Source organism: Vibrio sp. LaRot3, from assembly GCF_027587025.1.
Classification (GTDB): domain Bacteria; phylum Pseudomonadota; class Gammaproteobacteria; order Enterobacterales; family Vibrionaceae; genus Vibrio.
This window is the reverse complement of record NZ_JAPPTI010000010.1, coordinates 23,289-45,904: the sequence shown is the minus strand read 5'-3', so window position 1 is coordinate 45,904 and position 22,616 is coordinate 23,289. Positions and strand designations below refer to the sequence as shown.

Annotated in this window: 22 protein-coding genes and 1 riboswitch; of the genes, 11 read left to right on the top strand and 11 right to left on the bottom strand. The window is 45.7% G+C overall.

Annotation, left to right across the window (positions count from 1 at the left end):
• Positions 1–5: 5 nt before the first annotated feature.
• Positions 6–488 (top strand): YbaK/EbsC family protein, encoded by a 483-nt coding sequence (locus tag OH461_RS16210; protein ID WP_270021615.1) that lies wholly within the window; start codon positions 6–8, stop codon positions 486–488.
• Positions 489–543: 55 nt separating this feature from the next.
• Here the strand turns inward: OH461_RS16210 and mscS are convergent, their stop codons facing one another.
• From mscS to epd, 4 genes are all read right to left on the bottom strand, one after another.
• A complete protein-coding gene (gene mscS, locus OH461_RS16205; RefSeq protein ID WP_270021614.1) occupies positions 544–1,410 on the bottom strand; it encodes a small-conductance mechanosensitive channel MscS in 867 nt (288 codons plus the stop codon).
• A 327-nt stretch (positions 1,411–1,737) separates the two neighbouring features.
• The gene (gene fbaA / locus OH461_RS16200; protein WP_270021613.1) at positions 1,738–2,814 is read right to left on the bottom strand and encodes a class II fructose-bisphosphate aldolase; all 1,077 of its coding nucleotides are present in this window, start codon (positions 2,812–2,814) and stop codon (positions 1,738–1,740) included.
• Between the two features lie 152 nt (positions 2,815–2,966).
• Positions 2,967–4,127: a phosphoglycerate kinase gene (locus OH461_RS16195; protein ID WP_270021612.1), complete on the bottom strand. Its 1,161-nt coding sequence runs from the start codon at positions 4,125–4,127 to the stop codon at positions 2,967–2,969.
• A 155-nt stretch (positions 4,128–4,282) separates the two neighbouring features.
• Positions 4,283–5,323, bottom strand: a complete 1,041-nt coding sequence (epd, locus tag OH461_RS16190; RefSeq protein ID WP_270021611.1) for an erythrose-4-phosphate dehydrogenase — start codon at positions 5,321–5,323, stop codon at positions 4,283–4,285.
• A gap of 195 nt (positions 5,324–5,518) precedes the next feature.
• Between epd and OH461_RS16185 the strand changes: the two genes are divergently transcribed.
• The gene (locus OH461_RS16185; RefSeq protein ID WP_270021610.1) at positions 5,519–5,755 is read left to right on the top strand and encodes a hypothetical protein; all 237 of its coding nucleotides are present in this window, start codon (positions 5,519–5,521) and stop codon (positions 5,753–5,755) included.
• 63 nt (positions 5,756–5,818) lie between these two features.
• Here the strand turns inward: OH461_RS16185 and tkt are convergent, their stop codons facing one another.
• Entirely contained in the window at positions 5,819–7,813 is a 1,995-nt protein-coding gene (tkt, locus tag OH461_RS16180) for a transketolase (RefSeq protein WP_270021609.1), read from the bottom strand.
• A gap of 325 nt (positions 7,814–8,138) precedes the next feature.
• Here tkt and metK point away from each other — a divergent pair, with 325 nt between their 5' ends.
• The 8 genes from metK (at position 8,139) to ruvX (ending at position 14,722) form a co-directional block, all read left to right on the top strand.
• Entirely contained in the window at positions 8,139–9,293 is a 1,155-nt protein-coding gene (gene metK / locus OH461_RS16175; RefSeq protein WP_270021608.1) for a methionine adenosyltransferase, read from the top strand.
• Positions 9,294–9,578: 285 nt separating this feature from the next.
• Entirely contained in the window at positions 9,579–10,376 is a 798-nt protein-coding gene (locus OH461_RS16170; RefSeq protein WP_270021607.1) for a DUF2189 domain-containing protein, read from the top strand.
• Positions 10,377–10,445: 69 nt separating this feature from the next.
• On the top strand, positions 10,446–10,943 hold the full coding sequence (locus tag OH461_RS16165; protein ID WP_270021606.1) for a SprT family zinc-dependent metalloprotease: 498 nt from the start codon (positions 10,446–10,448) through the stop codon (positions 10,941–10,943).
• Between the two features lie 125 nt (positions 10,944–11,068).
• Complete coding sequence (locus OH461_RS16160; RefSeq protein ID WP_270021605.1) at positions 11,069–11,764, top strand: endonuclease; 696 nt, start codon at positions 11,069–11,071, stop codon at positions 11,762–11,764.
• Positions 11,765–11,887: 123 nt separating this feature from the next.
• A complete protein-coding gene (rsmE, locus tag OH461_RS16155; protein ID WP_270021604.1) occupies positions 11,888–12,619 on the top strand; it encodes a 16S rRNA (uracil(1498)-N(3))-methyltransferase in 732 nt (243 codons plus the stop codon).
• 12 nt (positions 12,620–12,631) lie between these two features.
• Positions 12,632–13,579, top strand: a complete 948-nt coding sequence (gshB, locus tag OH461_RS16150) for a glutathione synthase (RefSeq protein ID WP_270021603.1) — start codon at positions 12,632–12,634, stop codon at positions 13,577–13,579.
• Positions 13,580–13,670: 91 nt separating this feature from the next.
• Positions 13,671–14,234 carry a YqgE/AlgH family protein gene (locus OH461_RS16145; protein WP_270021602.1) on the top strand — a complete coding sequence of 188 codons (564 nt, stop codon included), beginning with the start codon at positions 13,671–13,673 and terminating at the stop codon, positions 14,232–14,234.
• Positions 14,235–14,296: 62 nt separating this feature from the next.
• On the top strand, positions 14,297–14,722 hold the full coding sequence (gene ruvX / locus OH461_RS16140; RefSeq protein WP_270021601.1) for a Holliday junction resolvase RuvX: 426 nt from the start codon (positions 14,297–14,299) through the stop codon (positions 14,720–14,722).
• A gap of 69 nt (positions 14,723–14,791) precedes the next feature.
• Here the strand turns inward: ruvX and pmbA are convergent, their stop codons facing one another.
• Complete coding sequence (pmbA, locus tag OH461_RS16135; protein WP_270021600.1) at positions 14,792–16,135, bottom strand: metalloprotease PmbA; 1,344 nt, start codon at positions 16,133–16,135, stop codon at positions 14,792–14,794.
• A 120-nt stretch (positions 16,136–16,255) separates the two neighbouring features.
• On the opposite strand from pmbA, the gene yjgA reads away from it, so the two are divergent.
• Positions 16,256–16,783, top strand: coding sequence for a ribosome biogenesis factor YjgA (gene yjgA, locus OH461_RS16130; protein ID WP_270021599.1), 528 nt, complete (start codon positions 16,256–16,258; stop codon positions 16,781–16,783).
• A gap of 76 nt (positions 16,784–16,859) precedes the next feature.
• On the opposite strand, the gene thiQ is transcribed toward yjgA, so the two are convergent.
• From thiQ to mpl, 5 genes are all read right to left on the bottom strand, one after another.
• Positions 16,860–17,567 (bottom strand): thiamine ABC transporter ATP-binding protein, encoded by a 708-nt coding sequence (thiQ, locus tag OH461_RS16125; protein ID WP_270021598.1) that lies wholly within the window; start codon positions 17,565–17,567, stop codon positions 16,860–16,862.
• Positions 17,554–19,179, bottom strand: coding sequence for a thiamine/thiamine pyrophosphate ABC transporter permease ThiP (gene thiP, locus OH461_RS16120; protein ID WP_270021597.1), 1,626 nt, complete (start codon positions 19,177–19,179; stop codon positions 17,554–17,556). Before thiP ends, thiQ begins: the two co-directional genes overlap by 14 nt.
• Positions 19,180–19,187: 8 nt before the next feature.
• Entirely contained in the window at positions 19,188–20,195 is a 1,008-nt protein-coding gene (gene thiB / locus OH461_RS16115) for a thiamine ABC transporter substrate binding subunit (RefSeq protein ID WP_270021596.1), read from the bottom strand.
• Positions 20,196–20,256: 61 nt separating this feature from the next.
• A riboswitch (TPP riboswitch) is annotated at positions 20,257–20,366 on the bottom strand.
• A gap of 64 nt (positions 20,367–20,430) precedes the next feature.
• Positions 20,431–21,054 (bottom strand): flavin prenyltransferase UbiX, encoded by a 624-nt coding sequence (locus OH461_RS16110; RefSeq protein WP_270021595.1) that lies wholly within the window; start codon positions 21,052–21,054, stop codon positions 20,431–20,433.
• 3 nt (positions 21,055–21,057) lie between these two features.
• A complete protein-coding gene (mpl, locus tag OH461_RS16105) occupies positions 21,058–22,413 on the bottom strand; it encodes a UDP-N-acetylmuramate:L-alanyl-gamma-D-glutamyl-meso-diaminopimelate ligase (protein WP_270021594.1) in 1,356 nt (451 codons plus the stop codon).
• Positions 22,414–22,616: the final 203 nt, after the last annotated feature.

Here is a 22,616-nt window from a genome sequence, read left to right as displayed (position 1 = left end):
TCAACATGGACAAACTAGAGCATTTATATCAAGCAAACATCGAGTTACTTCAGCAACTCAGTGTTGATTATGGCCAATGGCAACATGAACCAATTTTGGACTTTGAAACGGATGTGCTAGTGGCTAAACGGCTGGGCTGGACGGCCACTCATACTAAGAGTTTATTCTTAAAGTTAAAAGGCGGAGGGCATGCTCTTTTTCTCACTGAAAAAGATACCCGTCTTGATAGCAAGGCGTTAAAAGAGATTCTGGGAAAAAGGCCATCGATTTGTAACGACCAAGAGATGTCTGAGATCACTGGCTGTGTTGCCGGTGCGGTATGCCCCTTCACCCTACCCGCAGATATTACTATCGTTGTTGATAGTAAGCTGCACCAAGAAGATGAGATCCTCTACACTCCTGCACGACCAGACATCACATTTGCGATTAAAGGGGCGGACCTTAAAACGGTATTAGCCAAGCTGCCCAACGCCATTCATGAGCTATAAAAAAGCGAGGCTAGTGCCTCGCTTTTTAAATCCACTCAATCACTTTAATCAGTAATTAGCCTTCAACCTTGTTTAGGTGAACATCCATTTGTGGGAATGGGATCTCGATACCTGCTTCATCTAGCGCTTCTTTGATCGCTTGAGTTGAATCGAAGTATACATCCCAGTAATCCGCAGTCTTACACCATGGGCGAACCACAAAGTTCACTGAAGAGTCCGCTAGAGCCACGACACCAATTTGAATGTCTGGGTTCTTAAGGATACGCTCATCTTTCTCTAGTACTTCACGAATCACGTTCTTCGTTAGTTTTAGATCGGCGCTGTAAGAAACACCAATAGTCAAATCAACACGGCGGGTTTCATGACGAGAGTAGTTTGTGATTGGACCACCAATCACACCAGAGTTCGGCACAACAACCATTTTGTTGTCTGGGGTTTTCAGTACCGTTTGGAAGATTTGAATCGCTTCAACGCTACCTGCCACACCGCCAACTTCTACGTAATCACCTGATTTAAATGGACGGAATGCCACAATCAATACGCCAGCAGCAAAGTTAGATAGAGAACCTTGCAGAGCCAGACCAACCGCTAAGCCCGCAGCACCAATTACGGCTACTACAGAAGCGGTTTGAACACCGATACGGCTTAGAGCAGCAATCAATACGATAACAAATAGCATGTAACGTACTAGGCCGTGTACGAACTCTACAACCGCTTTATCTAGCTTCTTCTTCTCTAATACTTTCGCTACGCTGTTAGCAACCATCTTAGTGATGATGTTACCAATAAACAGAATCAGAACTGCTGAGATAATGTTTACACCGTATTGCACAAGCAAGTCTGAGTTGTTTGCCAACCAACTTTCTGCTTTGGCTAAGCCATCCACTAATGGAGTTTGAATCTCTACTGATTCACCTGACATAAAAATTTCCTCTTAAAATAAACGACTTAATAAGCCGTGCTGCTTTTTATAACGACAAAATCCATATTGACTTTCTTAGTGAGGGCGTCAATTTTGCGCGACGATATCCCAATTTCTAGATTATGCAAAGTCAACTTTGTGCAAAGATAATCAAAAACAGTGATTTAGGGGGCTGAGGATATCGACCTGTTAAAGGTTACGCATGCCCTTTACATTTCGCCACATTTTTTTAGCAAAAATTGCTTCTGTCTTATAACTACTCAGAAAAAGAGCAAAAAAAACCCGCTCAAAGAGCGGGTTTTCAAAACGATAAATTCTAATTCAGAATTATAGTACGTCGATTGCGTTAAGGTCTTTGAACGCTTGCTCAAGACGAGTAACCATTGAAGTTTGAGCCGCACGTAGCCATACGCGTGGATCGTAGTACTTCTTGTTTGGCGCATCTTCGCCAGTTGGGTTACCGATTTGACCTTGTAGGTAATCGCGGTTTTCAGCTTCGTACGCGCGGATACCGTCCCAAGTTGCCCACTGTGTATCAGTATCGATGTTCATCTTGATAACGCCGTAACCGATAGACTCTTGGATTTCAGCTTCAGTTGAACCAGAACCACCGTGGAATACGAAGTTTAGAGCGTTAGGTGCGATACCGAACTTCTCTGCACAGTATGCTTGAGAATCACGTAGGATAGTTGGAGTTAGAACAACGTTACCTGGCTTGTAAACACCGTGTACGTTACCGAAAGATGCTGCGATAGTGAAACGGTGTGAAACAGCGTTTAGTTTCTCGTATGCGTAAGCAACGTCTTCTGGAGAAGTGTAAAGCTCAGATGCGTCCATGTGAGAGTTATCTACGCCATCTTCTTCACCACCAGTACAACCTAGTTCGATTTCTAGAGTCATGTTCATTTTAGCCATGCGCTCTAGGTACTTAGCAGAAATTTCGATGTTCTCTTCTAGAGACTCTTCAGAAAGGTCGATCATGTGAGAAGAGAATAGAGGCTTACCAGTTTGAGCGAAGAACTCTTCACCCGCGTCTAGAAGACCGTCGATCCATGGAAGAAGTTTCTTAGCAGCGTGGTCAGTGTGAAGAATTACAGGAATACCGTAAGCTTCAGCTACAGCGTGTACGTATTTTGCACCAGCTACAGCACCAAGGATTTGAGCACCTTGACCTTCAAGTTTAACACCTTTACCAGCGAAGAAGCCTGCGCCACCGTTAGAGAACTGAACGATAACTGGAGCTTTAACTTTAGCCGCTGCTTCTAGTACTGCGTTTACTGAGTCAGTACCAACACAGTTAACTGCAGGAAGAGCAAATTTGTTTTCTTTTGCTACTTCAAAAACTTTCTGAACATCATCGCCAGAGATAACACCTGGTTTTACGAAATCGAAGATCTTAGACATGGGATGTAATCCTATTTATCTGTCGTTTTATTAACAAAAACAATTAAGTTTAAAATTTTGCAAACGTTTGCTCACAATGCGCGCTATTCTATCAGAGAATAATATGACATGCAGCAAACAAGAAAGCGGGAGATAACCCCCGCTTTATTTAATTATTTTGCGCGTGCTTCTAGCATTTCTACTGCTGGAAGAACTTTGCCTTCTACAAACTCAAGGAAAGCACCGCCGCCTGTTGAGATGTAAGAAACGTCCGCTTTGATACCGAACTTGTCGATAGCTGCTAGAGTGTCACCACCGCCCGCTACAGAGAAACCTTCAGAAGCTGCGATTGCTTCAGAGATGCCTTTAGTACCCGCTTCGAAGTTCTTGAATTCGAATACGCCTACAGGACCGTTCCATAGGATAGTCTTAGCGTTTTTCAGGATTTCAGCTAGCTCAGCAGTTGAATCTGGACCTAGGTCGAAGATCATGTCGTCGTCTTGAACTTCAGAAACGTGCTTGATTTCAGCTTCTGCGTTCTCGTCGAATGCTTTTGCACATGCTACGTCAGTTGCAACTGGAATAGCACACTCTTCCATTAGCTTCTTAGCAGTGTCTACTAGGTCAGCTTCGTATAGAGATTTACCAACGTTGTGGCCAGCAGCTGCGATGAATGTGTTCGCGATACCACCACCAACAACAAGTTGGTCAGCCACTTTAGATAGAGACTCAAGAACAGTTAGCTTAGTAGAAACTTTTGAACCACCTACGATAGCAACCATTGGGCGAGCTGGCTTGTCCATTGCTTTAGCTAGAGCTTCAAGCTCGTTAGCTAGTAGAGGACCAGCACATGCTACAGGAGCGTGCATACCAACGCCGTGAGTAGAAGCTTGTGCACGGTGAGCAGTACCGAACGCGTCCATTACGAATACGTCACATAGTGCCGCGTAAGCTTTAGATAGCTCTTCTTCGTTCTTCTTCTCGCCTTTGTTGAAACGAACGTTCTCAAGAACAGTCAGTTCACCAGCGTTTAGCTCTAGGCCGTTTAGGTAGTCTTTCGCTAGTTTAACTTCACAATCTAGTGCGTCGTTTAGGTAGTTAACTACAGGTAGTAGAGAGAACTCTTCAGCGTATTCACCTTCAGTAGGACGACCTAGGTGAGAAGTTACCATTACTTTAGCGCCTGCTTCTAGACAGTGCTTGATAGTTGGTAGTGAAGCTAGGATACGTGCATCAGAAGTCACTTTGCCTTCTTTTACTGGTACATTTAGGTCAGCACGGATGAATACACGTTTACCTGCTAGATCCAGGTCAGTCATCTTGATTACAGACATGATTTGTCCTCTCAAATAATAAATAGATAAAGTTTTTGAAAACTCGGCAACCCTGCCAAGCCTGTTAATTCTTCAAACTGTTTTTGGATATGGAGACCCTTCAAACTTATTTCAAGGGGAAAAATAATTTTATTTCCATATTCCTTTTGGGCCTTTTATTTTGCGGTTTGCATCGCTAACGCTGTGTCTAGCATGCGGTTGGCAAAGCCCCATTCGTTATCACACCACACTAGCATTTTCACTAAGTGACCATTGCTTACGCGAGTCTGCGTTCCATCGACAATGGCGCTGTGCGGATCGTGATTGAAGTCCACCGAAACAAGCGGCGCTTCAGTATAGTCAACAATATTGCGTAATGTACACTGAGATGCGTTAACAATGGTTTGATTTACGTCATTAACTTTCACATTTGTACTAATTGTGACACTTAAATCCATCGCAGTGACGTTTACTGTCGGCACGCGCACTGAAATAGCTTCAAACTTGTTGGAAAATTTCGGGAATATTCTTTCAATACCCTTATGCAGTTTGGTATCGACTGGAATGATGGATTGGCTTGCCGCGCGAGTACGACGTAAATCGGAATGATAGGCATCAATCACTTGCTGATCATTCATTGACGAGTGAATCGTCGTAATCGTCCCTGAATCAATACCAAACGCGTCATCCAACACCTTAATGATCGGTACGATACAGTTGGTGGTGCAGGAACCATTGGAAACAATGTTGTGCTCTGATTTGAGCGTATCGTGATTAACGCCATAGATGATGGTGTTATCGAGATCGTTAGCACCTGGGTGAGAAAACAGAACTTTCTTCGCCCCTGCTTCAATATGAGCAAGCCCATCAGCTCGGCAACCATACACACCGGTACAATCCAATACGATGTCGACTTCTAAATCACGCCAAGGCAATAACTCGATTTCAGTCAAATGAAGAATGCGGATTGAATCTCTATCACCACTATCAGGTTGGCAAACGTCATGGTGCACATAGAGGTGCTCTTGATCGTGAGAGATTTTTTTCGCAAAGCGACCATGGCTTGTATCGTACTGAAGTAGATGTGCCATTGCTTCAGGTTGAGCCAACTCATTAACCGCAACCACCTTTATTTGCTGATGTTTGCCGCTTTCATAAATTGCTCTTAAGACATTACGACCGATTCGTCCAAAACCGTTGATCGCAACTTTCAGCATGATTCCATCGCCTTAGAAGATTTTCGTGGCACAAATATTACCCGATTGTTAATCAAAACGCATCAAGATAGTGAGCTATCCCGCAAAATCATTTTATAAAACATACAAGTGAATAATGAGTTAATGCTAAGCTGATCTCGGTGAGGTTTCCTGCGGCTATTTGAACACCTAGTTTTTCAACCAAAGGAACAGGTTATGAAATCATATCCAGCGACTCACTTTTGTACTAAATGTAATATGGAAACTCCTCATAAAGAGATATTGGTAAGAAAGCCGAGCAGCTACGATACAGATACCTCTCTATTAGGCAGAATCCAATTACTTGCTCACACCTTTATCAATGGTGGTCACTATTACGATATGGATCGCTACGTAACCTGTAAGGTTTGCGGCACGAAAGAGCTTGATAATAAAGGTAACGAATTCGAGTAACGCATAGTACAAACATAAAAAAACCGAGCCTAAGCTCGGTTTTTGTTTTTCTACACTAAACGATTAAGCCAGAAGCTCTTGCGCTGTGTTTAATACGTTTTCTTTCGTGAAGCCAAACATCTTGAATAGCTCACCTGCAGGTGCAGACTCACCGAATGTCGTCATACCGATAATGCGGCCGTCGAAGCCTACATACTTGTACCAGAAGTCAGCAATACCCGCTTCAATCGCGATACGTGCCGTTACATCTGATGGTAGAACCTCTTCACGGTAAGCGGCGTCTTGCTTATCAAATGCATCGGTTGATGGCATTGAAACTACGCGTACAGCTTTACCTTGTGCTGTTAGCTCTGCTGCGGCTTCTACTGCTAGCTCAACTTCAGAACCTGTCGCGATTAGGATTAGCTCTGGCTTACCAGCGCAATCTTTCAGGATGTAACCACCCTTAGCGATGTTCGCTACTTGCTCTGCATCACGCGCTTGCTGCGCAAGATTTTGACGAGAGAAGATCAATGCTGTTGGCGCATCTTTACGTTCGATAGCCAGTTTCCACGCAACGGCTGACTCAACTTGGTCACATGGACGCCATGTACTCATGTTAGGCGTCATACGTAGAGAAGCGATCTGCTCTACTGGTTGGTGAGTCGGGCCATCTTCGCCAAGGCCGATTGAATCGTGCGTGTAAACTTGGATGTTCTGAACTTTCATCAGAGCAGCCATACGCATTGCGTTACGAGCGTATTCCATGAACATTAGGAATGTTGCGCCGTAAGGAACGAAACCACCGTGTAGTGCGATACCGTTCATGATTGCTGTCATGCCGAATTCGCGTACACCGTAGTGGATGTAGTTACCAGAGAAGTCACTTGCTTCTAGCGACTTAGAACCAGACCACATAGTCAGGTTAGAAGGCGCAAGGTCAGCAGAACCGCCCATGAATTCTGGTAGCATTGCGCCAAACGCTTCTAGTGCGTTTTGCGATGCTTTACGTGATGCAATATCAGCTGGATTAGCTTGAAGGTCAGCAATGATTTGCGTTGCTTTCTCTTCCCACTCAGCTGGTAGTTCACCGTTTAGACGACGCTTAAGCTCAGCAGCTTCTGCAGGGTAAGCCGCTGCGTAAGCGTCAAATTTAGCATTCCAAGCCGCTTCTTTGTCAGCGCCTGCTGCTTTTGCATCCCACTCTGAATATACATCTGCAGGGATTTCAAATGCTGGGTGTTCCCAACCTAGGAACTCGCGTGCAGCTGCAATTTCTTCAGCGCCTAGTGGAGCACCGTGACAGTCGTGAGAACCTGATTTGTTTGGCGAACCAAAACCGATGATGGTTTTAGTACAGATTAGCGTAGGGCGAGGATCTGCTTTCGCCGCTTCAATTGCTGCATTGATTGCGTGCGCATCATGGCCATCTACTGCTGGGATTACGTGCCAACCGTAAGCTTCAAAACGCTTAGGTGTATCGTCAGAGAACCAGCCTTCAACATGACCATCGATAGAGATGCCGTTGTCATCCCAGAATGCAATCAGTTTACCTAGACCAAGCGTGCCCGCTAGAGAACATGCTTCGTGCGAGATGCCTTCCATTAGACAACCGTCACCCATGAAGACATAAGTGAAGTGGTCAACGATATCGTGGCCTTCTTTATTGAACTGAGCTGCTAGTGCCTTCTCTGCTAGCGCCATACCTACTGCGTTAGTGATACCTTGGCCAAGAGGACCTGTTGTCGTTTCAACGCCTGGAGCATAACCGTACTCAGGGTGACCCGGAGTTTTAGAATGCAGCTGACGGAAGTTTTTCAGATCATCAATTGATAGTTCGTAACCGCTTAGATGCAGTAGCGAGTAAATCAACATTGAGCCGTGGCCGTTAGAAAGAACGAAACGGTCGCGGTCTGCCCACTCTGGGTTTGCTGGGTTATGGTTTAGGTGTGAACGCCAAAGGACTTCAGCGATATCAGCCATACCCATAGGTGCGCCAGGGTGACCAGAGTTAGCTTGTTGTACGCCATCCATGCTTAAAGCGCGGATTGCATTGGCAAGGTGTTTACGAGAAGACATGTCTGCTCCTAAGTGCAATAAAGCGAAATGATTGTAGGAAATTTGAGGCGGTATTCTCTCAAAGCACCTATTTCACTGCAAACGTTTTCCAGACAAATTCTGCACAAATATTCCGTTTTTATCGTCAAGATCTTCCAAGTTAATAAATTTGCACCGCAAATGGCGCAAACGTTTGGCAGTCAGTCCGAGAAAAAATAGCTTGTAATTTGAACCATCAAATTTAAAATAGACGTCTAGATGTAGAAACACCTACAAACATTAACGGTATTGAGACGAAATGGTCATGTGCCTTTTCGTCATAACTTAATTATAAAGTGGAGCTCACATGGCTAAGCACCTGTTCACTTCTGAGTCTGTTTCAGAAGGCCATCCAGATAAAATCGCTGACCAAATCTCTGATGCAGTTCTTGATGCCATCATTGAACAAGATCCTAAAGCACGTGTTGCTTGTGAAACTTACGTAAAAACCGGCATGGTTATGGTTGGTGGTGAAATCACCACTTCAGCATGGGTTGATATTGAAGAGCTAACTCGTCAAACCGTACGTGAAATTGGTTACGTTCACTCTGATATGGGCTTCGATGCTGATTCTTGTGCGGTACTTAACACTATCGGTAAGCAGTCTCCAGACATCAACCAAGGTGTTGATAAAGCAGATCCTAAAGAGCAAGGCGCAGGCGACCAAGGCATCATGTTTGGTTACGCAACTAACGAAACTGACATCCTAATGCCAGCTCCAATTACTTACTCTCACCTTCTTGTACAGAAGCAAGCAGAAGTACGTAAAAACGGCACACTACCTTGGCTACGTCCAGATGCAAAATCTCAGGTAACGTTCCAATACGACCAAGGTAAGATCGTTGGTATCGATGCAGTTGTTCTTTCAACTCAGCACTGTGATTCAATCTCTACTCCTGACCTACGTGAAGCAGTAATGGAAGAGATCATTAAGCCAGTTCTACCATCAGAGTGGATCAGCAAAGAGACGAACTTCTTCATTAACCCAACTGGCCGTTTCGTAATTGGTGGCCCAATGGGTGACTGTGGCCTAACTGGTCGTAAGATCATTGTAGATACTTACGGCGGCGCGGCTCGTCACGGTGGTGGTGCATTCTCTGGTAAAGATCCATCGAAAGTAGACCGCTCAGCAGCATACGCAGCACGTTACGTAGCGAAAAACATCGTAGCCGCTGGCATGGCTGACCGTTGTGAAATCCAACTTTCTTACGCTATCGGTGTTGCAGATCCAACATCTATCATGGTTGAAACGTTCGGTACTGAGAAAGTACCTCACGAAGTAATCATCGAAGCAGTACGTCAAAACTTCGACCTACGCCCATACGGTCTACAAGAAATGCTGAACCTACTTCAGCCTATCTACAAAAAGACAGCGGCATACGGTCACTTTGGTCGTGAAGAGTTCCCATGGGAAGCGACTGATAAAGCAGACATCCTACGCGATTTCGCAAACATCAAGTAATCTCGCGTTAGACACTCTATCAAGCCCTCGCTATTTAGCGGGGGCTTTTTTTATCCCTCTTTTTTACTGCCTGCCTGAACAAAAATACAACAATTATTTGTAAATTGCTCCGACTCCGCCAATAGTTAAAATAATGTTAAATGTCATTAGACGTATAACGCATGATGCGGGCTCACGCCGGAGATGTCTTTACCTTCACTCAATACAGTAAGCCAGACACAGTAAGCCAGACATCAACGTTCTTCGTATAAAGCGAAGTAAAGTGAGATAAATCAAGGAGGAGTTATGCCTCGCACCGTTCACCCGTCCGATTTGCACAGCAAAGAGAAGGACACGAAACAATCCGAATACGCACGCACCATTGAATGCAATCAACTCAGCGTATCCGCCCCTTTTCATTGGCTATCGCTCGCCTTGCACGACTTCATTCGCATGCCGCTGATCAGCGCTTTTTACGGCGTCTGCTTTATGGCAGCTGCCATTGGCATCGTATTATTGATTCAATGGCAAGGCACGCACCTAGTTGTGATGCCTGCATTGGTGGTCTACATGTTGATTGGGCCATTCCTCGCGCTGGGGCTTTATGATGCCAGTTGGGAAAGAGAGAAAGGTCACTCAGCGAGCTTGTTACACTCCATGAAAGCAATCGGTCGCAACTCGACGTCTCAATGGGCCTTTGCTGTTCTGTTAGCCGTCTGTATGATTTTCTGGATGCGAATCGCCGCGCTGCTTCATGCCCTCTATCCATCCGTGCAAGGCGCGCCATTAACCGATTTTCTACCCTTTTTAGTCATTGGTTCTGGCGTTGGTTTCGTATTAGCTTGCGTAGTTTTCAGTATCTCTGCTTTTTCTATCCCACTAATGATGGAAAGACGAGTCGATGTGATGACCGCTGTATTCACTAGCTTTAACGCCGTCCGATCCAACATCCCAGCCATGATCGTTTGGGCTGCGCTGATTTGTGGCGGTATTTTAATTGGCTTCGCCACTTACGGTATAGGCATGCTATTCACCATGCCAATCTTAGGTTACGCCACATGGCACGCTTACCACGAAGTGATTAAAAAGAAACACTCCGCTTAGCGCTTAACAGCGACGATCAAGCACGTTATGATGCCTCGGCCAATTGGTCGGGGCTTTTTAGGATTAGACGTGGATTTCGAATTAAATTACCAAGTAAAGCAAGTTATGGCCGATTGCTTAGTCAAAGCACAGCAAACCTTTCAACGCTCATTCCCTTTGCCGACTATCAGCTATAAATTACGCGGTAAGGCTGCGGGCAAAGCCTACCTACAGTTAAATGAAATTCGCTTAAACCCGGTACTATTTACTGAAAACCAACAAGCTTTCCTCGAAGAAGTCATTCCTCACGAGATGGCTCACCTGATCACTTATCAAGTCTATGGGCGCGTTCGCCCACACGGCAAAGAATGGCAAGGGATTATGGAACAAGTGCTCGGTGTACCGGCTAAAACCACACACAGCTTTTCAGTTAACTCTGTGCAGGGCAAAACTTTTCAGTATCAGTGCAGCTGTAGCACTTACCCGCTGACTATTCGACGCCACAATAAAGTAGTAAGAAACCAAGCGACTTATCGCTGCCAGCAATGCCAACAAACTCTGGTCTTTACTGGCAAGCAACTCAGCTAGCCCCATTCACTGCACTGATTAACCTTATTCCACCGCTTTAATCATCAACTGAGCTAAATATCATCATATATGAGCAAAAATGAGTGTTATCATTAATAAAGTCCTACTTTCTAAATACTTTATCTATGAAAAAATTCATTTGGTTTGGCTTAGCACTATTGAGCAGTGTCGCGGTCGCTGCGCCACCTAGCTCATTCTCTAAAGCGAAAAAAGAAGCCGTCAAAATCTACCATGATCACACAACGAGCTTTTACTGTGGCTGTGACATTACTTGGCAGGGTAAGAAAGGCATTCCTGATTTAAGTGCTTGCGGCTATAAAGTCCGCAAACAACAAAAACGAGCCTCTCGCATCGAGTGGGAGCATGTTGTACCCGCATGGCAATTTGGCCACCAGCGTCAATGTTGGCAAGATGGCGGCAGAAAGAACTGCACCAAAAAAGACAAGCAATTTCGTTTAATGGAAGCGGATCTGCATAACCTGACCCCAGCTATCGGTGAGGTCAACGGCGATCGATCCAACTACAACTTTAGCCAGTGGAATGGCGTTGATGGCGTCAGTTACGGCCGCTGCGAAATGCAGGTTAACTTTAAGCAACGTAAAGTTATGCCACCTGATCGTGCCCGCGGCTCTATTGCACGAACTTACCTCTATATGAGCCAAGAGTATGGCTTCAAATTATCTAAGCAGCAGCGCAACCTCATGACGGCTTGGAACAAGCAATACCCTGTCGATTCATGGGAGTGTGAACGCGATAAACGAATCGCTAAAGTTCAGGGCAACCATAACCCATTTGTGTGGCAAGCCTGTAAAACTCAGTAATGAGTTTATTTAGGCGAGTAACTTTGCTCTGTTGAGATAGAAACTCGCTTTAACCCTTGTTTTTTAGCACTAACGCATCCATGTTAGTTTTTATATCAACCACTCAGCTGGAACCTAATCACCATGCGAATTCCACGAATTTATCATCCAGAAACCATTCAACAACTTGGCAGCCTAATGCTAGGTGACGATGCTGCTGGCCATATTGGCCGAGTGCTACGAATGAAAGAAGGCCAAGAAGTGCTTTTATTTGATGGTAGTGGCGCTGAATTTCCAGCGGTAATCTCTGAAGTGACAAAAAAAACTGTACAAGTGGATGTCACCGAGCGCGTTGAGCGCAGCAGTGAATCACCGCTCGATCTGCATTTAGGTCAGGTGGTTTCTCGTGGCGATAAGATGGAGTTCACCATTCAGAAGTCAGTCGAGCTTGGCGTGAATACCATTACTCCACTTATCTCGGAGCGCTGTGGCGTTAAGTTAGATCAGAAGCGTTTTGAGAAGAAACTCGCGCAATGGCAGAAGATTGCTATCAGTGCGTGTGAACAATGCGGCCGCAACACAGTGCCAGAAATTCGCCCAATTATGGCGCTCGAAGAGTGGTGCGCTGAACAATATGATGGCCTTAAGCTCAACCTTCACCCTAGAGCAAAATACTCCATCAACACATTACCGACTCCTGTAGAGAAAGTTCGTCTGCTGATTGGCCCTGAAGGTGGCTTATCTTCAGCAGAGATCGATATGACACAAGAGTACCAATTTGAAGAGACCCTGCTTGGTCCTCGTGTACTGCGTACCGAGACAGCAGCCTTGACCGCAATTACCGCCCTTCAAGTTCGCTTTGGCGATCTTGGCTAACCGGAGAAGATCATGATTAAACTTGGCATCGTGATGGACCCAATCTCGTCCATCAACATCAAAAAAGACTCTAGCTTCGCCATGATGCTTGAGGCTCAGCGCCGCGGCTACGAAATCCACTACATGGAGATGAATGATCTACACTTAGATCAAGGTGTTGCGGTAGCAGATACCAAAGTCGTTGAACTTAAAGAAGATCCTAGCGGTTGGTACCAATTCAAGTCAGAGCAAACCATCGAGCTGGCAGAGTTAGATGCGGTATTGATGCGTAAAGATCCTCCTTTCGATACTGAATTTATTTACGCGACATACATTTTAGAGCGCGCAGAAGAGAAAGGAACGTTAATCGTTAACAAGCCACAGAGCCTACGTGATTGTAACGAAAAACTCTTTACTGCTTGGTTCCCTGAACTAACACCGACAACCATTGTGACGCGCAAAGCTGAGAAAATTAAAGCATTTCGTGAGCAGCACGGTGACGTGATCTTAAAACCACTCGACGGTATGGGTGGTGCTTCTATCTTCCGTGTCAAAGAAAACGATCCAAACGTATCAGTGATCATCGAGACCTTGACGAACCACGGTCAAAACTACGCGATGGCACAAACGTTCGTTCCTGATATCAGTAACGGTGACAAACGTATTTTAGTGGTCGATGGCGAACCAATGCCTTACTGCCTTGCCCGTATTCCTGCCAAAGGTGAAACACGTGGTAACCTTGCAGCTGGCGGCACAGGTGAAGCTCGTCCACTAAGCGAAACGGATCTTAAAATTGCTCAAGCTGTTGCTCCAACGCTAAAAGAGAAAGGTTTGATCTTCGTTGGTTTAGATGTGATTGGCGATAAGCTTACTGAAATCAACGTAACAAGCCCGACTTGTATTCGTGAAATCGAAGCCGCTTTCGATATCTCGATTACAGGCAAGCTGATGGATGCGATTGAGCGTCGCTTAAATAAATAAAGCCATTCGAGGCCAATACCGTTCGAGGCAGAGATAAACTGCCTCGTACAACTCCTCTCTTGCAATGGCAATCAATAAGGTTGATGTGATAATGAATTTGACTAACCATTTTTTAGTCGCGATGCCTGGCATGAAAGATCCTTATTTCCAGCGCAGCGTCATCTACGTATGTGAGCATAACGAAGATGGTGCAATGGGCTTAATGATCAACTCTCCCATTGAAGTGACCATTGGCAAAATGCTGGAAAAAGTAGACGTTCAACCCGTTCACCCACAGCTGAGAACAGAAAAACTAGAGATGCCTGTACTCAATGGCGGCCCAGTTTCAGAAGATCGCGGGTTTATTCTTCATCAACCGAAAGATCGTTATGAATCGAGCATTCAGATGACTGAGCAGATCATGGTGACCACATCAAAAGATATCCTGAGCGTATTAGGCACTGAAGCCGAACCGAATCAATATATCGTCGCGCTGGGTTATTCTGGCTGGGAGCCTGGGCAACTCGAGACCGAATTGGCCGAAAACTCATGGCTCACCATTGAAGCCGATCCAGACATCATGTTTGAAACCCCCGTCAAAGAACGTTGGCAAAAAGCGGTACAAATGCTTGGCATTGATGTCGCACAGCTCTCTAGTCAAATTGGTCATGCGTAATAGATAACGTATAAATTCAGCTAGGCGTGACCTTTCAACTTATTTCCCAAGGCAGTAATTTTATGTCTAAGACAATCATGGCTTTCGATTTTGGTACTAAAAGTATTGGTAGTGCGATTGGCCAAGAAATCACTGGCACAGCTTCACCATTGAAAGCGTTTAAAGCCAATGATGGCATTCCGAATTGGGATGATATCGAAAAGCAGATTAAAGAGTGGCAACCTAACCTTTTGGTGGTTGGCCTTCCAACCGACCTACACGGTAAAGATTTAGAAAGTATTACCCAACGTGCGCGTAAGTTTGCTAAACGCCTACAAGGCCGTTATGGCTTGCCTGTAGAGCTACACGATGAGCGATTATCGACAACCGAAGCTCGCGCCGACTTGTTTGCGATGGGTGGCTACAAAGCACTTACGAAAGGCAATGTCGATTGTCAGTCTGCGGTGGTGATTTTAGAAAGCTGGTTTGAAGCGCAGTGGGGCAAATAGCCAAACGCTAAGTGCTATTGAAATAAAAATCCCAAGCCTAAGCTTGGGATTTTTAAATTTAGTCGCTAATTATTCACCGGCAATTTTCATGGATTCAAGCAAGATAGAACCAGTTTGAATCTGCGAGCGTGTTTCAACGTCATTACCAACAGCAACAATTTGCTGGAACATCTCTTTCAAGTTGCCTGCAATCGTCACCTCAGACACTGGGAATTGAATCTCGCCATTTTCAACCCAGAAACCAGCAGCACCGCGTGAGTAATCACCCGTTACGACATTCACACCTTGTCCCATGGTTTCAGTCACCAATAGACCTGTGCCTAACTCTTTTAGCATTTGATCGAAGCTTTGCCCTGTCGATTGCACAAACCAGTTGTGAATACCACCAGCGTGGCCTGTAGGGGTCATGTTCATCTTACGTGCAGCGTATGAGGTTAGCAGGTAAGTTGCCAATACGCCGTCAGTGATGATTTCACGATCTTGAGTAAACACACCTTCGCTATCGAATGGGCTTGATGCTAAGCCACGCAGAATGTGCGGGCGCTCTGCAATGTTGAACCATGAAGGCAACACCTGCTCACCAAGCTGATCCAACAGGAAAGAAGATTTACGGTAAAGATTGCCGCCGCTGATTGCCATGACTAAGTGGCCAATCAAACCTGTTGCTACATCAGCAGCAAACATCACTGGGTATTTACCCGTTGCTAGCTTTTGCGGGTCAAGACGGCCTACCGTTTTTTCTGCTGCTTCACGACCAACCTTCTCTGGTGTCCAAAGCTCATCTACATGGCGTGCAACCGTGTAGCTGTAGTCACGCTCCATCTCACCATTTTGGCCTTGGCCAATCACACAACAGCTCGTGCTATGGCGGCTTGATGCGTAGCTTGCAAGTAGGCCATGGCTGTTACCATATACTTTTAAGCCATAATGGCTATCGTAGCTTGCACCATCACTCTGTTTGATTTTGTCGCTGTAAGACAGCGCATGGCGCTCTGCTTCAATGGCGATTTTTGCTGCATGATCAGGATCGGGCGTATCCGGGTGGAATAAATCCAAATCAGGGATCTCTTTGACCATCAACTCTTTATCAGCCGGGCCCGCGTATGGATCTTCTGACGTGTATTGCGCAATATCTAATGCCGCCAATACCGTTTGCTGAATCGCTTTTTCGCTTAAGTCAGATGTCGATGCACTGCCTTTGCGTTGACCACGATATACCGTGATACCCAACGCTCCATCGCTATTAAACTCAACGTTCTCTACTTCACACATACGAGTAGAAACGCTTAAGCCTGTCGATTTACTGATCGCGACTTCTGCGGCATCCGCCTTTTGCGCAGCCATTTCAAGTGCTTTTGCTACTGCGGCTTCTAGCTCAACTTGCTGTTGGGCAACTTGTTGTCTTACGTCCATATCTTCTTATGTGATGGTGTTTGTTCGCTATTCGATATAGATAGGATAACAAGAATTTCGCTTTCTCCCCATGATTGTTGTTAAAATAGAGAAATAGATGTTCAAATTAGGGCAAAAGAGATGGCTCGTAAGAATCAAAAAGCGCCATGGGAACCGGAAGAAGAGATCATTTGGGTCAGTAAATCCGAAATGAAACGCGACATGGAAGAGTTACAAAAGCTAGGCGAAGAGCTTGTAGGTCTAAAACCAGCAGTTCTGGCAAAATTCCCGCTAAGTGAAGACCTTGCCGAAGCAATTCATGATGCGCAGCGTTTTAAAAACGAAGCACGTCGTCGCCAACTTCAACGTATTGGCAAGTTGATGCGTTACGAAGATCCAGAACCGATCCAAGCAGCGCTGGATAAGGTACGTAACAAGCACTCACAAAACACAGCCGTTCTGCACAAACTTGAGCAGCTGCGTGATCGTGTTGTAGAAGAAGGCGATAGCGCCATTGCTGACGTACTTGAGCTATATCCTGACGCAGACCGTCAACGTCTACGTCAACTTTCTCGCCAAGCTGCGAAAGAGAAAAAAGCCGGTAAACCAGCAAAGTCATACCGTGAAATTTTCCAAATCCTAAAAGAGCTTAACGACGAAGATTTCTAACCTTTCCTTGTTATGACTCCTTTAGATACGCGAAAAGCAGCCATTGGCTGCTTTTTTGTTATGGAGCAATGTAAACCTACGACCGACTCGCCTGAACAAACGCGCTCAGTTCCGAATTAGGATGACTGCTCGATAGCGTTGCAATCTTATCGGCGACGGCCACTCTACCCTGCGCGACAAACGCAAAATCCGAGGCAATGGTTTTGGCATCACTAAGATGGTGCGTCACCATAATGACCGTTAGGTTTCGCTCTTTAGCTAAGCGTTGCACTAAGGCGAGCATCTCTTCTCGTAGTACCGGATCTAATGCAGAGAAAGGTTCATCTAACAGCCAAATTGAATGAGGCTGTACAAAGCAGCGTGCTAACGCTACGCGTTGCCTTTGCCCGCCAGAAAGCTGCTCAGGAAGTCTATCTAACATTTCACCTACGCCGACTTGCTGCGCCGCTTCAATCACTTGCTGCTTTTGCGACTCCGTCAGTTTTAAGCCTGGGTTAAGTCCAAGGCCGATATTCTCGCGCACCGTTAAATGAGCAAACAAATTATGCTCTTGGAATAACATCGCTAAAGGCCTCTGATGAGGCTGCTTGCCGACTAAACTAATACCGTCTGCCCACAATTCACCACTTTCAGGCTCGATAAAGCCAGCCATTAATGCCAACAAAGTAGACTTACCGGCACCACTTGGCCCCATCAACGCGACTATCGCCCCTTGATCTACTTCCAAATCAAAGTGAAAGCCTTCATTGTGATAATAGTAATCGATTTGTTTAACGCTGAGCATACTTTACCTCTGTATTCCCATGAGTATGGTTGCCCGATACTCGACCAAACAGCTTTTCAATTAGGCTAAAGCAGCCCACACTCAACATAAGTAATGTCAGTGACACCGCTGCCGCCGCTTCCATCTGATAGCTACCTAATAACTGGAATAGGTACAGGGGAAGAGTTCTAAAATCTTGACCGCCAAACAAAGCAATTGCGCTTAGATCACCAATCGCAACCATAAAGCTAATCGAGAATGCATTTGCCATTGGCTTAGCCAACGCTCGCCATTCAATGACCTTAAATCTTTGCCAGCCGCGGATACCTAAGCTCGCACACAAGTATTGATATTGCTGTTCAATATGCAACATCGGCTGAGATAAGGTTTTGACGATATACGGCAACCCCATCAGAGCATTAACTGCCACCACCACAAAAAACGCCAAGCTAAAGATATCGCTAAATGAGCGCAGTAATAAGAATAATCCGGTTGATATCACTAGCCCCGGAGTGACCAAAATAATCGTGCCAATCAACTCCACTTTATCCGCCTGCTTAGAGCTACTGTTGAGTCTTAATCGTCGGCTGGTTAGCAAGATAGCAATACCGGCACTCAATGCAATCACACTCGCGACAATCGCAACTCGAAGCGAAGCAAACAGCGCTGACCAAAAACGTTCATCGCCTAATACTGCAAGCGCCTGCCAATTCAAGCCACTTAATACCACCATCACCAACGGCGGGATAACAAGTAAGACAGCAAAGCTTATCCATGCCCAATCCCAACTGCGAGTCAGCTTGGTGTCATTGACCAAATAAGGTGTAGTTGAGCGGCTTCCTGACGTGATAGGCATTGGCTTCGCTAAACGTTGAATGGTTAACGCCATCGTACCGCACAGCAGCATTTGCCACATGGCAAGCAATGCCCCGGCTTGTAAGTCAAAATCAAACTTAATCGCTTGATAGATCGCAAGCTCAATAGTGGTCGATTTGGGCCCGCCGCCCAATGCCATTACGGTGGCAAAACTGGTAAAGCAAAGCATGAAGACTAAGCCACTAACGTGAGGTAATTGCTGACGCAACCTCGGCCATTCTACCCATTTAAATTTCTGCCATTGAGACATACCAAGATGGGCACACAATTTATGTTGCTCTTGAGGAATGGTTTCGAGGGCTTGCAGCAACAAGCGCGTTGCGTAAGGCAAATTAAAAAAGAGATGGGCGAGTAAAATGCCATTTAGACCATAAATAGAAAACGGTAACTCATTGTCTATTGCCTGTAAGCCATCAGCAATGAGGCCACTGTTACCATATATCGCAAGTAACCCAAACACTCCCACCAGAACAGGCAACACTAATGTGGTACTAAATAGCCTGAGTATTAAAGTTTTACCTTTGAACTGACGTCGAGATAACGCGTGTGCAACTGGCAACGCTAAGCCGACACTGAGTAAGGTCGATAAGAACGACTGATAGAAGCTAAATTGAGTGACGTGGCGATAGTAAGGATCTTGCCATACTTGCAGGACATTGACGCTTGGCGCGGCATGAATCAACGCGCCAAGAGCACAAATAACAAAGGTCGCGATGAACACCGCGACCCAGAGACCTAATTTAGGTATGCGATTCACAGAAAGCTCTACTTAATTAAAGCGCTTTGCCACTCGCGAATCCATGCTTTGCGTTGACTAGCAACTTCATCTGAACTGAAGCTTAGCCCTTTAGAAGGTACAGTAAGAGTTTCAAAGCCTTTTGGTAACTCTACTGCCGTTACTGGGTACATCCAGTTGCCTGTTGGCATTTCAGATTGGAACTCATCGGTTAAGATAAATTGTAAGAACTGATCCGCAAGTTCACTGTTCTTGGTGCCCTTCACCTTAGCCGCTACTTCAACTTGCATGTAATGACCTTCAGAGAAGTCTGCTGCTGCGTAATTAGCATCTTGCTCTGCGATTAGGTGATAAGCCGGTGATGTGGTGTAAGACAGCACCATATCAGATTCACCCTCAAGGAACATGGAATAAGCTTCAGACCAACCTTTGGTAACGGTTACGGTTTTCTTAGTTAGTTGCTGCCATGCTTGCGCAGCATCATCACCATACACTGACTTCATCCACAGCATTAGGCCTTGGCCCGGAGTTGAAGTACGAGGGTCTTGGTAAATCACTTTAAGATCGTCACGTGATTCCACCAGCTCTTTTAGGCTTTTCGGTGGGTTCGCCAACTTTTCTTTGTTGTAGACAAATGCGAAGTAACCATAATCGTATGGCACGAAAGTTTTATCTGACCAACCATTGGGTAACGTCACTGACGAAGTATCTAGGTTGTGTTCCGCTAAGAAACCGGTTTTCTTTGCTTCTGCCACTAGGTTGTTATCTAAACCCAACACAACATCAGCTTTGCTGTTACCGTTCTCAAGACGCAGGCGGTTAAGAATGGATACACCATCATCAAGAGCAACAAAGTTAATGTCACAGCCACATTGTGCTTCAAAGGCTTTTTCTACTTTCGGGCCTGGGCCCCAATCTGCAGCAAAAGAATCGTAGGTGTATACAGTTAGCGTTTTATCTGCCGCAAAGGCTGAAGTGGCTGTTAGGGTTGCAATTGCTAGGGTAGCTTTAGCAAGGGTGGTTAAGGTGGTTTTCACTGTTCGCTCTCTCCGTTTTGAGCGGCACAGGTTTGAGGTCGGCGTTTAATTATCCTTAACAATTAAATCCAGACTCAATTCCTACGCCAGCATTATCTGGTTCAGGTCCACGGGTTCCGGCAGCAAACCGATCTCAGCCATAAAAAGTCGTTGGCTCCCCGATGAGTATGGGTTGGATTGTAATCATTCCGTTAACCAATAGCTAGCGGAATAAAAACAGCGATATTATCTGAATTTACTGACGGGAATCGTAGCCCCAACGAGGTACTAAACCTTGTTCAACACCGAGGTGGTCTAGAATTCGTGCCACCATAAAATCAACCAAATCTTCAATTGATTTAGGCTGATGATAAAAGCCTGGCGCGGCTGGCATAATAGTCACGCCCATTTGCGATAGCTTGTGCATGTTCTCTAGATGCAAGGTAGAAAATGGCGTTTCACGCACCACAAGTAATAATTGACCACGCTCTTTCATCACCACATCCGCTGCGCGCTCAATCAGGTTATCCGACATGCCATGAGCAATCGCGGCAACACTGCCTGCCGAGCAAGGGCATACCACCATCTGTTTTGGCGCAGCAGAGCCTGAAGCCACTGGCGAAAACCAATCATCTTTACCACAAACAACTAACTTGTCAGGGTCACACTTTAAGTGCTCCACCAGCGCTTTTTTGGCCGCTTCAGGGCCGCTAGGTAATTTAAGGCCGTGCTCGGTGGCAAGCACCACACGAGCAGCCGATGAAATCAGCAAGTAAACTTGATAATCAGCGGCTAACAAGCACTGTAATAATCTCACCCCATACGGCGCGCCAGACGCTCCCGTAAACGCTAAGGTAATCGACTTGCTGTGTTCACTCATAAATTATTTAGCCTTTAACTTCTCTAGTAGTTTGCCGTGAATGCCTTCAAAGCCACCATTGCTCATCACCAAAATTTGATCACCCGCTTGAGCCTGTTGGCAGATGGCTGTCACCAGTTGGTCAATATCATCACTCACTTGAGCAGGCTGAGCACACTGCTTAGCCACATCTTCAACTGACCATTCAATACTGTCTGGTTGGAACAAGAACACTTGGTCCGCTTGCTTCAGCGAAGCGGCTAAGGTTTCTTTGTGTACACCACGCTTCATGGTCGCTGAGCGTGGTTCTAATACCGCGATAATTTTGCTGTCGCCGACTTTGTTACGTAAGCCGCCAAGCGTCAGTTCAATCGCCGTTGGGTGATGAGCGAAATCATCATAAACAGTGACGCCATTCACCTCACCTTTTAATTCTAGGCGACGCTTAGTGTTAATGAACTTGCCGAGTGCTTCACAAGCCAAATCAGGCGTCACGCCAACATGACGCGCCGCAGCAATTGCCATCAGAGCGTTATCAACGTTGTGATCACCCACTAAGTCCCACGTCACTGTACCAACGCGCTCATCTTTCAGGTAAACATGAAACTCTGAACCATCGTTGATCACTTTCTCTGCTCGCCAGTCACCTTCTTCGCCGGTGTACTCGTTCTCGCTCCAACAACCGCGCTTCAATACATCAGCAATCGCTTGGTCTTTTTGCGGCGCAAGAATGCGGCCATTACCCGGTACAGTGCGCACCAAATGGTGGAATTGGCGTTTGATCGCTTCAAGATCGTCAAAGATATCAGCATGGTCGAACTCAAGGTTGTTCATGACTAGCGTACGAGGATGGTAATGAACAAACTTTGAACGCTTATCGAAAAAAGCACTGTCATATTCGTCAGCTTCTACCACGAAAAACATACTTTCGCCCAAGCGAGCAGAAATGCCAAAGTTGCCAAGTACACCGCCAACCAAGAAGCCCGGCTTGTAACCGCAGTCTTCGAGAATCCAAGACAACATACTTGAAGTGGTGGTTTTACCGTGAGTACCCGATACCGCCAATACCCAACGATCATGCAGCAAAAATTCTTGTAACCATTGCGGCCCAGAGGTGTAACGTAGGTTGCTATTCAGCACATGCTCAACACAAGGATTGCCGCGACTCATCGCATTGCCAATCACAACAAGGTCAGGCGCAGGGTCTAACTGAGAAGGGTCAAAACCCTCTATTATTTCAATACCTTGAGATTCAAGCATGGTGCTCATTGGTGGGTAAACGTTCGCGTCACTACCCGTTACTTTATGCCCCAATTGACGAGCTAACATTGCTGCGCCACCCATAAAAGTGCCACAGATCCCCAAGATATGAATATGCATAAACCTAACCTTGTCCTACGCAAAAATAAGGCACTCATTATGGCGATAAAGGCAATAAAAGCGAACCGTTTTGATCACTCTAATTCAATTTAATCTGTTCAATTGCTGCTCATTTACCCACTACATACCTTGTTGAGTTTTCACCGCACTAGCAACTAAATAAATTGAGATCTCAAGCGGTTAGTTTATTACCCATAAAAAGA